The 13,813-nt window shown below is 36.5% G+C and carries 12 protein-coding genes and 1 pseudogene; 3 read left to right on the forward strand and 10 right to left on the reverse strand.

What is annotated here, in order from left to right:
* Positions 1-106 precede the first annotated feature (106 nt).
* From CSE16_RS01345 to CSE16_RS01355, 3 genes and pseudogenes are all read left to right on the forward strand, one after another.
* Positions 107-1,108, forward strand: coding sequence for a tyrosine-type recombinase/integrase (locus CSE16_RS01345; RefSeq protein ID WP_099422198.1), 1,002 nt, complete (start codon positions 107-109; stop codon positions 1,106-1,108).
* An 885-nt stretch (positions 1,109-1,993) separates the two neighbouring features.
* A complete protein-coding gene (locus tag CSE16_RS01350) occupies positions 1,994-2,629 on the forward strand; it encodes a DUF4352 domain-containing protein (protein WP_253896145.1) in 636 nt (211 codons plus the stop codon).
* A gap of 201 nt (positions 2,630-2,830) precedes the next feature.
* A pseudogene (locus tag CSE16_RS01355) lies at positions 2,831-3,253 on the forward strand (solute carrier family 23 protein); the annotation flags it as partial.
* 193 nt (positions 3,254-3,446) lie between these two features.
* Here CSE16_RS01355 and CSE16_RS01360 read toward each other — a convergent pair.
* The 10 genes from CSE16_RS01360 to CSE16_RS01405 all read right to left on the reverse strand — a co-directional run bounded on the left by CSE16_RS01360 (position 3,447) and on the right by CSE16_RS01405 (position 13,793).
* Positions 3,447-4,742, reverse strand: coding sequence for an ammonium transporter (locus CSE16_RS01360; protein ID WP_099422199.1), 1,296 nt, complete (start codon positions 4,740-4,742; stop codon positions 3,447-3,449).
* Between the two features lie 14 nt (positions 4,743-4,756).
* Positions 4,757-5,098: a P-II family nitrogen regulator gene (locus CSE16_RS01365; protein ID WP_099422200.1), complete on the reverse strand. Its 342-nt coding sequence runs from the start codon at positions 5,096-5,098 to the stop codon at positions 4,757-4,759.
* A gap of 583 nt (positions 5,099-5,681) precedes the next feature.
* A complete protein-coding gene (locus CSE16_RS01370) occupies positions 5,682-5,906 on the reverse strand; it encodes a hypothetical protein (protein ID WP_099422201.1) in 225 nt (74 codons plus the stop codon).
* A 204-nt stretch (positions 5,907-6,110) separates the two neighbouring features.
* Positions 6,111-7,502, reverse strand: coding sequence for a class II fumarate hydratase (fumC, locus tag CSE16_RS01375; protein ID WP_099422202.1), 1,392 nt, complete (start codon positions 7,500-7,502; stop codon positions 6,111-6,113).
* A 374-nt stretch (positions 7,503-7,876) separates the two neighbouring features.
* Positions 7,877-8,188: a hypothetical protein gene (locus CSE16_RS01380; RefSeq protein WP_099422203.1), complete on the reverse strand. Its 312-nt coding sequence runs from the start codon at positions 8,186-8,188 to the stop codon at positions 7,877-7,879.
* 117 nt (positions 8,189-8,305) lie between these two features.
* Positions 8,306-8,863 (reverse strand): SLOG family protein, encoded by a 558-nt coding sequence (locus CSE16_RS01385; RefSeq protein WP_099422204.1) that lies wholly within the window; start codon positions 8,861-8,863, stop codon positions 8,306-8,308.
* 283 nt (positions 8,864-9,146) lie between these two features.
* The gene (locus CSE16_RS01390) at positions 9,147-10,340 is read right to left on the reverse strand and encodes an ornithine--oxo-acid transaminase (protein ID WP_099422205.1); all 1,194 of its coding nucleotides are present in this window, start codon (positions 10,338-10,340) and stop codon (positions 9,147-9,149) included.
* A 55-nt stretch (positions 10,341-10,395) separates the two neighbouring features.
* Positions 10,396-11,562, reverse strand: a complete 1,167-nt coding sequence (locus CSE16_RS01395) for an MFS transporter (protein WP_099422206.1) — start codon at positions 11,560-11,562, stop codon at positions 10,396-10,398.
* A gap of 121 nt (positions 11,563-11,683) precedes the next feature.
* On the reverse strand, positions 11,684-12,514 hold the full coding sequence (locus CSE16_RS01400; RefSeq protein ID WP_099422207.1) for a MerR family transcriptional regulator: 831 nt from the start codon (positions 12,512-12,514) through the stop codon (positions 11,684-11,686).
* Positions 12,515-12,611: 97 nt separating this feature from the next.
* The gene (locus CSE16_RS01405) at positions 12,612-13,793 is read right to left on the reverse strand and encodes a YbfB/YjiJ family MFS transporter (protein WP_099422208.1); all 1,182 of its coding nucleotides are present in this window, start codon (positions 13,791-13,793) and stop codon (positions 12,612-12,614) included.
* Between the last annotated feature and the right edge of the window lie 20 nt (positions 13,794-13,813).

A 13,813-nucleotide genomic window follows, 5' to 3' on the forward strand; every position in this document is an offset into this window, starting at 1 on the left:
AAATAATTTAATAACGTTCATTAAAATACCCCACATATTTTGATGAAATGAATGTTGTCACCTACTTTTATCTATTGATTTAGATTTGAGGAGGTGGCATTTTTTTATGCGGAAAAAGGGCTATTTAATGAGGGATGATATAAATGACGATACGGAATCTCTTACTTTACAGCAGGCTTATGACTATTTTTATTCAGCGAAAAAGGCTGAAAATATTCGAGAAAAAACACTTGTCACGTATGTAGAACATTTTCGCTTTTTCACTAATTGGTTAGAAATCACGGATTATAAATTGAAAAGTGTTAATGGCTTATCTGGAGAAATTGTACGGGCTTATATTAACTATATGCGGGAAGAACATTACAATTTTAAAACAGGCAAAAGAGGGTTATCCATTCAAACTATCAACGCTAGAATTAGGTTTCTGAAAACATGGTATTCCTTTTTAAAAAAGGAAAACTTAATAAAAGATAATATTTTGCTTAGAGTTAATTACTTAAAAGTAGATGAAAAGAATGTGACACTACTAACTGCTGATGAAATGCAAAGATTATTTGAAATACCAGACCAAAAATATTATCCGCAATGGCGGGATTTTGTGTTGTTTCATGTACTCTACGATAGTTCATTACGAATTTCCGAAGCAATCAATCTTGATGTGGTGGATATAGACTTAATGAGGAAACAGATTATACTTCCATCAGGTAAGGCGAAAGACAGACGATATAGGACAATTCCAATATCAAATATAACAGTACAGCTACTAATTAAACTGATTGATGAAAATAAGAAAGTGTTTAAGGATGCGGAAGCGGTTTTCTTGAATTGGTACGGTGAAAGAATGGCGGTAGATACCTTTAGAAGGAATTTAAAACGTTATCTTAAGAAAGCAGGGATAAATAAAGGTTACAGCTGTCATGACTTTAGGAGACAAGCAATTACAGACATGCTTAAAAATGGTGCTTCGGTATTTGTGGTACAAGCGATAGCTGGTCATTCACAAATAAGCACTACGAAAAAATACGTTCATTTTGATGATGAAACAATAAAAAATCAGCATGATTTGTATAGTCCACTTAATCAAATGGCGTACAAGAGACGTAGATGATGTATTTAAGATAAATAAAAAGAGAGTGCTGGAAACACCCTCTTGAAGAAATACACTATATGTTTGACGACATAGTAGTGCAAAACCCATTAACAAATCGACTCAGCATCGATAACTGAATATGAGTTATATTGCCTTCATTTTACTTCAAAAAAAGCTAAAGTGCAAAGGTCTACTTTCCTATTGTCTTTTTTAGGTAAAACTCACTGGTGGAATGCCTACTAACACCAGCTAAATAAACTTGAAAGGTTATGACTTAGCCGCCGCAATAATTAAGTCTAGGATGCCATTACATACTTCCTTGTTGGTATGGGTATCTGAATTGGTGTTAGCGACCATTAAAGGCTAGGAGTGGAAGGTCTAAGGAGAATCAATTAATCTATATATACCTTCAAAGCGAATGAGAACGCTACTAAAAGAATATTTGGAGAGTGATGATATATAGCAATTGAATTAAAATGGCTATCTCTCAATGATTAGATAATATCTGAAAGGTGGACTGCCCAATCTAACATCAAACCAAAGTACAACAATACAGTAAGACGAAATAGTGAAGGCGTGTATACATTCTGACTGCTTACAAAGAATACTAATTTTCTATTGTCACTATTTACTAAAGTATATGTCAAAGGTTAAAGGATGATAGTGCACATGAGAATTTAGAGATTTAATATTGTTATTATTTATATAATTATACATTGCTTGATTATGTTAAAATTTACTTAAAAACGCGGGTTTTTATAATGGTAAATGGTTTATTATATATATTTTATGAGGCTAAATGATTAGATTGTAATATATTAGTAATATGTTAAAATAATAATGTGTTTCGATCTTATATATGGAAACTTATTTACAGAGTAGATTCGTAGGAGGAATTACAACATGAGTAACGCACCAATGAGTAAAGAGGAATTAAAGCAAGCAAAGAAGGATGCTAAAAACCTTCTGAAGAAACCATTCTATAAAAAATGGTGGTTTTGGTTGATTATTGTTATTGTGTTTATTGCAATTGGTAGTGGTGGAGAAGATACACCTGTAACTAATGATAAAGCTGAAACACCTAAAACTGAAACTGCTGATAAAAAAGAACCAGCTAAAAAAGAAGAACCAAAAGTTGCTAGTATCGGTGAAGTTGTAACAGTTGGTGATGTAGAGTTTACTGTAAACGGAACTTCAACTGCTAAAAATGTTGGTGGTCAGTTTGGAAGTAATGCACAAGGCACGTACTTATTAGTTGATGTAACAGTTACTAATAAAGGCAATGAAGCAATTACAACTGATTCTTCTTTCTTCAAATTAAAAGTCGGTGAAAAAACTTATGAAGCAGATAGTACTGCTTCTATGCATACTGATATGGAATTAAAGTTCTTCTTACAACAAGTAAACCCAGACTTATCAAACGCAGGTACGGTCGTATTTGATGTAACAGATGAAGTAATCGCAAACCCAGATTTAATGCTACAAGTTCAAACAGGTTTCTTTGGTACTGAAACTGGTCTTATCAAGATTGCAAAATAATTAAAAGTGGTGGTGCTTAATTGCATCACCTTCTTTTTTATAGTCTAATTTCAGTAATTACTTGTAAATGTGAATCTAATAAAGTACAATTTTGAATAATATGATAGTAAATGTAGGTGACTATCAAATGTGGGATTATTACAATAATTATTTCAAGGAAATTAAAGAAGTACATATAGATGTTATTCAAAACAGGCATAGTTTTCCCAAAACGTTGGTTTAATCCAAATGTCGGGTGTACGTGACCGCAATGTGATTTTCATTACAGGTGGTATGCTTGTAGCACTTGGTTTCCTACCAAAATTAGCGGCGATTACAACGATCATCCCTACGCCAGTGCTTGGGGCAGCGATGTTAGCCATGTTTGGTATGGTAATTACGCAAGGGATTCGCATGCTAGCACCAGAGATTGCAAAATCAATGGAAAATGCGATGGTTGCAGCAATAGCAGTTGGTTTAGGTGTAGGTGTTGCAGTAGTACCAGAAATTTTCGCTAACTTACCAAAATCACTATCGATTTTGACTTCAAACGGAATTGTAGCTGGTTCAATTACAGCGATTCTATTAAATATTCTATTAAATATGATTGGACCGAAACGCAAAGATCCGATGCATGTAGATTAACAAATACGTAGCATAAGGCTGTCCTTAAAGGCATGTAAATGACTTTAAGGACAGTTTTTTTATCCTAGTGAATTATTGAAATAATTAAAAATGGTTTTCGGAGTGGTACTCTGATGAAGGGATTTTTACTACAAATAGAACAAATTGAAAGAGAATGGGCTCAAACTGGAGAGACCATCCCTTTTAATAATGATTAAGAAATATGTTCTTCATGTATGCTTTGAGGTTTACCGAAATGTGTTAAACGTTGTGCAAATGTTTCGTTACGTAATGCTGAGCTTTTGAAAATTTCTTGATACTCATAAGCTGGTGTACCGTGTTCAATTACGTCAAGACCAGCAATTTCTTCTTCTTTCGATACGCGAAGTGGCATAAATAATTTAATAAGGAATAGACCACCTGTAACAGTCACGCTAACCCATGCAATAGTAGCTAATACGCCAATAGCTTGCACGGCTAGTAAACCGATGCCACCGCCGTAGAATAAACCTTGACCACCAATGTCAAAAAGTCCAACTGCAAGTGTACCCCAAATTCCACAAATACCGTGGACCGCTACTGCACCGACTGGATCATCCACTTTTAGCTTCCATTCGATAAATCGTACCCCTTCAACAAGTAATGGAGCTGCGATACCACCGATACAAATCGCGCCGACAATACTTACATTTGCGGCACCTGCTGTAATTCCTACTAAACCAGCTAATGCACCATTTAGTGTTAGAGAACCGTCAATATGACCATAACGGAATTTTGTATAGAAAACAGTTGCTACAACACCTGCTGCAGCTGCAAAGAATGTGTTTGCAATAACACCAGGAACTGTTGCAGGATCTGCTGCTAAAGTGGAAGCGCCGTTGAAACCGAACCAACCTAACCAAAGAATGAATACACCTAATGCCCCAAGAGGAATACTATGCCCTTTAATAACATTCACTTTGCCATCCCCATATTTTCCAAGGCGAGGACCGATCATAATAGCAGCTACAAATGCAGCTACTGCACCAGTTAAATGCACAACCGTTGAGCCTGCGAAATCCACAAACCCAAGATCCGTTAACCAGCCGCTACCACTCCAAATCCAGTGACCGACCACAGGATAAACGAATGATGTCATTAAAAAAACAATACCTATATAGGCCATAATATTCGTACGTTCAGCCACTGCACCAGATAGAATTGTAGCGCCTGTTGCTGCAAACATTGCTTGGAAGATGAAGAAACCGATATTTTCTACATCTATTAAAGCAAAACCACTTGTTCCGATAAGACCACCAGCAGTATCCCCAAACATAATGGCATACCCGCATAAGAAATAAATGATCCCACCAAGAGAAATTGTAATAAAGTTTTTCATAATAATGTTGACGGCATTTTTTGAACGTGTGAAGCCTGCTTCAACCATTGCAAAACCTGCATGCATAAAGAACACTAAAATTGTTCCGAGCATAACCCACACTAAATTTACAGATAACATAACTTCTTCCATACTTGTCGCCCCCTCTATTCTACTGCAATTGATCCGACTTCTTTAGTACGGATACGAATTGCCTGTTCTACAGAATAAATAAAGATTTTACCATCCCCAACTTTACCGGTTGCTGCATCACGTAATAGGACTTCAACAATGGCTTCTACCTTTTCGTCATCTACTACCATTTCTAGTTTTAGCTTTGGTAAAAACTCAATTTCATACGCATTCCCACGGAATAAACCTGTGCGCCCTAATTGCCGACCGCATCCAGCAATTTCAGAAATACTCAAACCTGAAATACCAATATCTGCAAGTCCGTCACGAACAAGACCAAAAACATCTTGACGAATGATTGCCTCTATTTTTTTCATCAGCACCAGCTCCTTACTTTAATGTAATTTAAATGTTAAAGCTACAAGGTGATGTACGCAATTCTTTTCCGTCTTTACATGTTAGGAAATATAACATGAGTTATTTCGGGATTCGTGATAGTTTTCTAGAAAAGCTTTTATAAAAGGAATGAAAGCGGTACTAAAATATATGTCTAAAATGTGAACGGTTCAAAATTTTCTGAAAACTAGAGTGTAGACATTTAACTTTTAAGAATGTTTGGAGTAAGAACATTCTTAAAAGGTATATACAGGGGGATAATTATGGAAGTAAAAAAGGAAAATCTCATAAAATCAAATTATACAAATAATGAATCAAGATTACATACAGACATATTTCAACTAAATATGGGAGAAACTTTTTGGGTGAGGGTATACATAATTGAAAAGTAATTTTGAAGTATACTAATATAATTAGGCTTAAACGCAAAAAATTGATGAATGTAGAGATTAAAAACATAGCAAAAAGCTGTCCTTAAATTCATGAAAATGGCATATAGGACAGCCTTTTTAGTAGGAGGATAATTGGGGATTTTCGTATTATTTGATAGGGGGAGAAGCTTTTCTAATAATTTAAAATAACCTTTTCAAATGGATGGTTTGTCAAAAGCTCCTTTGTGGCCAACTCAACAACTTTTTGTTCTGAACTTGCAATGACTAAAATACGGTACAATTCAAAATCTTTATAATACGCTTCTCCTTCAATTACATAAAATTGAAACTTCGAATAAATCATAGGAATATCGACTACAATTTCAAATCCATCCTCGATAAATTGAATTCTTTTCATCCGATATAAAACCTCCTGTTGTCATATTGTGCTCCGCTAAAAAAGGAAGTATACGAATGGAAAATGAGGTTTTTTTGGTAGATTTTTTTACAATTATAACTAGCTGGAAATAAAAAATATGCGAATTTGACATAGTCAAACCCACATATTTATGTTGTATATAAAATTGATTTTTATTCTGTAGAAGCTATATTCAAAAGTCCCTTATTCTGCATTTGGGTAAATCATTGTTTTCGGATCAACATAACGGTCAAATTCCTCTTCTGTTAATAATCCCGATTGAATTGCAGCTTCTTTTAACGTCAAACCTTCTTTATGGGCTGTTTTTGCAATTTTGGCCGCATTTTCATAGCCGATATATGGATTTAAAGCCGTAACAAGCATTAATGAATTTTTTAAATTGGCATCGAGCACTTCCGTATTCGGTTCGATTCCAATCGCACAATGATCATTGAAAGACTTCATCGCATCGGCCAATAAGCGTGCAGATTGTAAGAAATTATAGATAATTACAGGCTTGAATACGTTTAGTTCAAAATTTCCTTGAGAGGCAGCAAATGCAATGGTCGCATCATTCCCGATAACTTGTGTTACGACCATTGTTAGTGCCTCACTTTGTGTCGGATTTACTTTTCCTGGCATGATAGAAGAGCCAGGCTCGTTTTCGGGAATTGTAATTTCTCCAATACCAGATCGAGGTCCACTTGCAAGCCAGCGCACGTCATTGGCGATTTTCATTAAGTCTGCAGCCAAAGCTTTTAACGCCCCATGTGCCGCAACAATTTCGTCATGACTTGTGAGTGCGTGAAATTTATTTTCAGCTGAAGTGAAATTTTTGCCTGTCAACGCACTAATTTCAGCGGCGGTACGGTCACCAAATTCAGGGTGTGCATTAATTCCCGTACCGACAGCTGTTCCACCGATTGCGAGTTCCTTCATAAATTGCGTGTTCACCATAATAATTTTTTCGCATTTTTTAAGCATATGATGCCAGCCGCTAATTTCTTGACCAAGCGTTAACGGAGTAGCATCTTGTAAATGGGTGCGCCCGATTTTAATAATATCTTTAAAGTTGATTGATTTTTCTTTTAATGTTGTCTGTAAAAGGTTCAAGCGTGGCATTAAATAATTTTCTACAATATCAACAGCCGCAATGTGAAGGGCAGTTGGGAATGTATCGTTAGAACTTTGCGATTTATTAACATCATCATTTGGATGAACTTGCTCGCTGGAACCTTGCGCCACTAATTTTTCATTCGCTAAATATGCAATCGCTTCGTTCACATTCATGTTCGTTTGAGTACCGCTACCAGTTTGCCAAACAACAAGAGGGAAGTGATCATCCCATTTTCCTGCGATGATTTCATTCGCCGCTTCCACGATTGCATCCGCTTTAATGTTCGAAAGCTTGCCTAATTTTTGATTTGCTAATGCAGCAGATTTTTTTAAAATGGCCATAGCGCGGATTACTTCAATCGGCATTTTTTCTATTCCGATTTGGAAATTTTCTTTACTGCGTTGTGTTTGAGCACCCCAAATTTTATCTGCTGGAACGTTAACGTTACCTAAAGTGTCCTTTTCAATACGATATTCCAATGTAAACGACTCCTTTTATTCAAATATGTTCAATCAATATAGTATTACCCGTTTTTAAATGAAAAAATGGCAAATCACGTAGGATATTTGCCATTTTTCTAATATAAATAAAAGTCATAAATTGCGTTTCGAACCTGAACTGGGGGGAACGGTTTCGAAAAGATGTTTAAAACTAAGATGTATTCCTTACATTGATAATGATAATCTTTATCAATTAGAATGTCAATAAAAAAATGTAAGAAAAAATAGCACAAGAAAAAGTCCTTTCTAAACCATATAAAAATAAACAACGCCTCATTTTAATCGTGCATAGCCGGTTAAAATAAGACGTTGTTTTGATTGGTATTCAATTAACTTGCCACCTCTTCGGATGATTAAATAATTTTAACGTAAAAGTCGCGTCCATTTGTTAATTCTAAAATTTCACTATCTTTTTCCTGTTTATAGTAATCTGAAATAATATTTGCGAGTCCCGCATAGCCATTTAAAAATGTACCCGCTTTAATTTCTTTTGCAATATTATGAAACTCAAAATAGGCTAATGTGTCTTCATTCAGGCCGTTCAAAATTATTTCAATATCAGCAAGAGGAATGTGGACACCTCTTGTGTAACGGCATTCTCGTTTATACGTATGGTGTTGAATGTTGATTGGTGTAGCTTCTGTTACCATTGAAATTTGTTTCATTTTTTTCCTCCTCAATAACTAAAAATAATAGGGCATATAAAGTTATTATATCAAAAAACGAAAATAAGTAATCAGAAAATTAAATAAATTAAAACATTGTTAAAAAGTGCAGTTTTTCTACCAATCGTCACCACGCTGAATTTCCTCTGCTACCATTTGAAGATCATAGGCATTAATTATCAATCGTTTGTAATCGATTTGTTGCTCTTGATATTTTTCAATTAAGTTTAAAACATATTTAGGAGACCCTTCATTTTCCTCGTCATACACGAGTAACGCTCCATCCGTATTATCAATAATAAATTTATCTTTTTCAATAAATTGCCAAGGTGCTTCATATGGTCTTTTTGTTACGCTGGTCACAAAATCGGCCTCATTCATTATATGCATATAGGTAGCCTGTTTATGCTCATTCCAATTTTTTTCTTGATCTAAAAAAGGAGTAATAATGGAATATTTTAAATGTGGAAACTCTTCCTTGAGCTCAAGAACAATTTGAGCGGTCCAAGTTTCAACGCCTTGTTGACCGCTAATAATAACCCATTCTAAGCCGTCATCAATCAAAGTACGAAGCTGGTTTTCAACAGCCTTTTTTATGATGGCAATACCAGGATGTTTGTCGTTAAAAATACCAAGCTCATGTGGTCGATAACCTGTGACAAATAGTGATTTCAATGTTAGTCATTCCTTTAGTATAGATTATTGATGATACTTAATTATAATACAAAAACTCACCAATTCACGAATGCATAGTGAATTGGTGAGCTATTTTTCCAAAAATTTGTGATATCCGCCGAGGCATTTGGCCAACACGATGTTGGTCACTCAGGCGTTGCCGCACGATGCGGCGTTCTTAGCCCGAGTTCCTCTATTCAGCCGGGGGTTTGAACTCTCATTAAAGTAAGGGCATATTTGACATTCATCCTCCTCTTATAGAAGTGGAGGATGAATTGCTGAGCTAGTTAAACACTTCTTTTATTTGCGAAATGGCCCAGTCTAAATCTTCTTTCGAAATAATTAATGGTGGGGCAAAACGAATGACTGTATCGTGTGTTTCTTTACATAATAATTTACGCTCAGCAAGCTTCTCGCAATAAGGTCTTGCTGCTTCGTGTAATTCGACACCAATGAATAGTCCGCGCCCTCGAATTTCTTTAATAATCGGATTTTGAATGGTTTGCAGCTGCTCTATAAAATAATTTCCTAATTCGAATGAGCGTTTTGCAAGCTGTTCCTCTTCTAAAACCTCAAGTGCGGCAATTGAAACGGCACAGGCAAGTGGATTTCCACCAAATGTGGAACCGTGTGAGCCTGGAGTAAAAACGCCAAGAATATCATCGTTTGCGACAACTGCTGAGATTGGATAAACGCCGCCACCAAGTGCCTTACCTAAAATTAAAATATCAGGAATAATATTTTCCCATTCATAGGCAAACATTTTTCCGGTACGTGCGAGTCCAGTCTGAATTTCATCTGCAATAAATAGTACATTATGCTCCTTACACAGCGCATAGGCCGCTTGAATGAAACCTTCTGGTGGAACGATAATACCTGCCTCACCCTGTATCGGTTCGACAATAAACGCGGCTGTATTCGGAGTGATCGCTGCTTTTAACGCATCGATATCCCCGTAAGGAATGAGCGTAAATCCTGGTAGCATCGGTCCAAATCCACGTTTGTATTCTGCTTCTGAAGATAATGAAACGGCAGCCATTGTTCGTCCGTGGAAGTTTCCGTTACAGCCAATAATTTGAGCTTGCTCTGCTGGAATTTTTTTTACGTCATAGCCCCAGCGACGAGCTGTTTTAATAGCGGTCTCAACTGCCTCAGCCCCGGTATTCATTGGTAGCACCATGTTTTTGCCTGTCAACGTGCATAATTTTTCATACCATACACCTAATGTCGCACTGTGAAATGCCCGAGATGTGAGTGTTACGGAATCAGCTTGATCTTTCAGTGCTTGAATAATTTTAGGGTGGCGATGTCCTTGATTCAGTGCAGAATACGCAGATAGCATATCCATGTAGCGATTTCCCTCTGGATCTGTCACCCATACACCTTCTGCCTTTTCAATAACGATTGGCAGTGGATGATAATTATGTGCGCCAAATTTTTCGGTTTGATCAATGTATTGCTGTGATCTTGTTATCATGATAATCCCCCTCGTAGGTTAATAGGAAAGTCATTTTACAAAAGAAAAAGCGTAATCAAGATTTAATTGTGGATGGCTTCTTCCATATTAATGTTAACAGAATACCAAATGCTAATACAACTGCTGCAAAGTAATATGGGTAGTTAATATCAATATCGAATAGCATACCACCTAAAATCGGACCAAAAATATTCGCCAAACTCGTAAACATGGAGTTCATGCCACCAACAAAACCTTGCTCATTGCCTGCGATTTTTGATAAGTAACTTGTAACTGCAGGTCTAAATAAGTCAAAGCCAACGAAAACGATAAATGTTGTCAGTAAAATCGCAAAATAAGAGTGAACGACTGTCATTAAAAAGACTAAAATTGCCGATAAAATTAAGCTGTATCGAATTAATTTGATTTCGCCCCATAAACGCGCAAGACGGTCGAATAACAAGATTTGTGCAGCCGCACCGAAAATCGCACCACCTGTAATGATAATCGCGATATCCATTGGAGTGAAACCAAATTTATGGTCCACAAACAAACTAAAGAACGATTCGAATGCAGCAAGACCAAATGATGCAACGAAAATTAAAATGAAAGCAACAAAATACATCGGTACAAAAATACGTTTGAACCCGGATTGTTGAACAGGCGCATTTTCAATATTTTCGGCATTACGCTCAGGCTCGCGTAGTAAAATAAGCGAGAGAATCCCAGCGATCGTACCAAGCGCTCCGGCAAAGAAGAATGGCACGCGTGTTCCGATGTCAGCCAAAAATCCACCAATGCCTGGTCCGATAATAAAGCCCGTACTAATCGCAGCAGACATGTAGCCAAGTGCTTTCGGACGTGTTTCCATCGTCGTAATATCCGCAATAAATGCCGTTACAGCAGGCATAATAAAGGCAGCACTAATTCCGCCTAAAATTCGTGAAATAAATAGAACTTCAACCGTTGTTCCAAGCCCGAATAAAAACTCTGAAGCACCGAAAATAAATAATCCGAGGACAATCATAATTTTTCGTCCGTATTTATCGGCAGCTCGACCAGCTAAAGGAGAGAAAATAAGCTGTGTAACCGCAAATGCTGCTGTTAAATAGCCAATTACCTGTCCGCTTAGTTGGAGCTCGTTCATTAATGTAGGAAGTACTGGGATGATCAAACCAATACCTATAAAAGCAATGAACAAATTCATTAAAAGTAGTCCTAAGGTGACTCTTTGTTCTTTCATAATAGTAATTCTCCTTAATTTGTTACAAATATTTTCCGTATCTTTCTAAAATAAACCCTATAGTAACTATAGAGTCAATGAATCCCGCTTTCTTTTTTGTGAAAAAAGGGGAGATATATGGCTACTTTCGTTTAACTTTTAATTCCACAATAAATTCATCCGTTTCATTTGGTGCGTAATTTGTCGGCATGAAAATTTCGTACACAATGGGAATGACTGCTAACTCGTTTTTTTCTATATAATGGCGTAATTTTATATATTGCTCAAAATACGTGAACACCGTAAATTTAAAGGCAATGCAAATATAGCGTCCTTCAGGTGTAGTTTGGACATCCATTTCCGGGGGTAAATTTGTAATATAACGATCGGTTAATAGTGGTGTGAAGATATGATTATACATGATTTCTTCAATGTTCTCATAAGCTGCGTATTTAAACATACAGCCATAACGGCTGCTAATTGTCGTATTTTCAATTTCTAGCGTTTTGAGCAAAGAGCTATAATACGAATTTGGAATATAACTCGGATTAAGCTGTTTAGGTGCAATTGTTAAAATACGTGTAGCTTCTTCATCTTTTTCATACACTTCATTAAAGACAGTAATGGCGATTTGCTCTTGCATTTGCTTTTTAGATTTAAAAAGGCTTTGTTGAATTTCAACAAGACGATTAATCCGCTCCTCAATAACGGATTCTTGCTGTTCTAAAAAGGTTAATAATTGTGCGGGGGTAAACTGTTGGGCTTCTTTAATTTCGTCCAAAGAGGTTCCAACATATTTTAATGATTTTATAATATCTAAATAATATAATTGAGAGTCTTTATAATAGCGATAATTCGTTTTTTCATCGACATAGGAAGGTTTAAATAACCCAATTTGGTCATAGTAGCGCAATGTTTGAATCGAAATATTCGTCAGTTTCGCCACTTCGCCAATAGAATAAGTTTGTTCCATCTTGTACTCCTTATTAGTGATTTATTTTTTGATTAAACATAGAGAAAAGACATAACTCGGCTCGTGTGAACCATCGTTATGTCCTTCTATTGTAGCATTATGAAAGGGTTTCAATTGTTCTAAGATTAATGCGCTGACTGCGTGCATACCCAATGATTAAAACAACGAGCGCAAATGCCACAATGCTTCCTGCGAAAACAAGTGGCGCTTTGTACGAATTAAAATACGTTTCTAAGCGCCCCGCAAGAAGGGGACCGATAATTTGTCCGAGCGCATAAAATGTTGTGAGCATCGATACAACATAAGCACTTTGCTTTGGAAATAGCTGACGCCCATAGCCAGTTGTCATCGTAACGAGCCCAACAAATGTGAACCCATATAAAAAGGCAGATAAAAGTACACTCCAAACCGATTGAGAAAGAACTGGTAATAAAATACCAATTACTTGAAGAGCATAGGCAATCACCATCATTGAAATCGTAGAAAAACGCGACATGAGATGCATCCATAATGGAGCTGAAGGGATTGCTGCTAGTCCAACTATGACCCAGCTATAACCGGCATACGCTCGTAATGGTTCAATATTATAAATAATATCCACTAAAAATGTACCGGTAATAATATAGCCAAGCCCTTCAAAGCCATAAGCGACAATAAGCCATGGCATAAAACCACGCCAAATATTTGTATCATCCGATTTTGTAAGCTTTTCACCATTTTGCACGTGGATATTGCGCCATAATAAAAGTGTCGTTAGTAAAAATAGGAGGGATAAGATGCCGAGTCCGATCCACGTACCTTGCCATGCAAAGGAAGCTTCTATGTAGGGAACAAATAATCCAGAAATGGCAATGCCAAGGCCGATACCACTAAATACATAGCCACTCCAACGCGTTAATAAATTCGATGCTAAATAATCCATGACAATACTCGACGTTAATACGAAAATAAAGCCCCCTGTTGCACCTGCAATAAAGCGTAAAACAATCCATATACCATAGGAATCAATCCAACCCATTATTAAAATTGAGATAATATTGATCATGACATTCGCAATCACAAAACGCTTTTTATTCCGTAAAATAAAGCCTGCACCTAACGCACCAACAAAGTAACCGACATAGTTACTAGAAGCGAGCCAGCCCCCTTGTGAAAAGCTTAGCCCTTCATCAACGCGCATAAACGGTAAGATTGGCGTAAAAGCAAAACGGCTAATGCCCATTGCTATGACTAAAAATAAAATTCCCCCACAAATAACCCCTGCATGTTGCCGATTCATGAACAAGCCCCCTTAAAATT

Origin of the sequence: Solibacillus sp. R5-41 (assembly GCF_002736105.1) — a bacterium.
In the GTDB taxonomy this organism is placed as follows: Bacteria; Bacillota; Bacilli; order Bacillales_A; family Planococcaceae; genus Solibacillus.

Bases quoted from the DNA above. Each gene is read 5' to 3' on its own strand.
- CSE16_RS01370 (WP_099422201.1), bottom strand. From the start codon at position 5,906: ATGAAAAGAATTCAATTTATCGAGGATGGATTTGAAATTGTAGTCGAT.
- CSE16_RS01350 (WP_253896145.1), top strand. From the start codon at position 1,994: ATGAGTAACGCACCAATGAGTAAAGAGGAATTAAAGCAAGCAAAGAAG.
- CSE16_RS01380 (WP_099422203.1), bottom strand. From the start codon at position 8,188: ATGAAACAAATTTCAATGGTAACAGAAGCTACACCAATCAACATTCAA.
- CSE16_RS01400 (WP_099422207.1), bottom strand. From the start codon at position 12,514: ATGGAACAAACTTATTCTATTGGCGAAGTGGCGAAACTGACGAATATT.
- CSE16_RS01360 (WP_099422199.1), bottom strand. From the start codon at position 4,742: ATGGAAGAAGTTATGTTATCTGTAAATTTAGTGTGGGTTATGCTCGGA.
- CSE16_RS01345 (WP_099422198.1), top strand. From the start codon at position 107: ATGCGGAAAAAGGGCTATTTAATGAGGGATGATATAAATGACGATACG.
- CSE16_RS01390 (WP_099422205.1), bottom strand. From the start codon at position 10,340: ATGATAACAAGATCACAGCAATACATTGATCAAACCGAAAAATTTGGC.
- CSE16_RS01365 (WP_099422200.1), bottom strand. From the start codon at position 5,098: ATGAAAAAAATAGAGGCAATCATTCGTCAAGATGTTTTTGGTCTTGTT.
- CSE16_RS01405 (WP_099422208.1), bottom strand. From the start codon at position 13,793: ATGAATCGGCAACATGCAGGGGTTATTTGTGGGGGAATTTTATTTTTA.
- CSE16_RS01395 (WP_099422206.1), bottom strand. From the start codon at position 11,562: ATGAAAGAACAAAGAGTCACCTTAGGACTACTTTTAATGAATTTGTTC.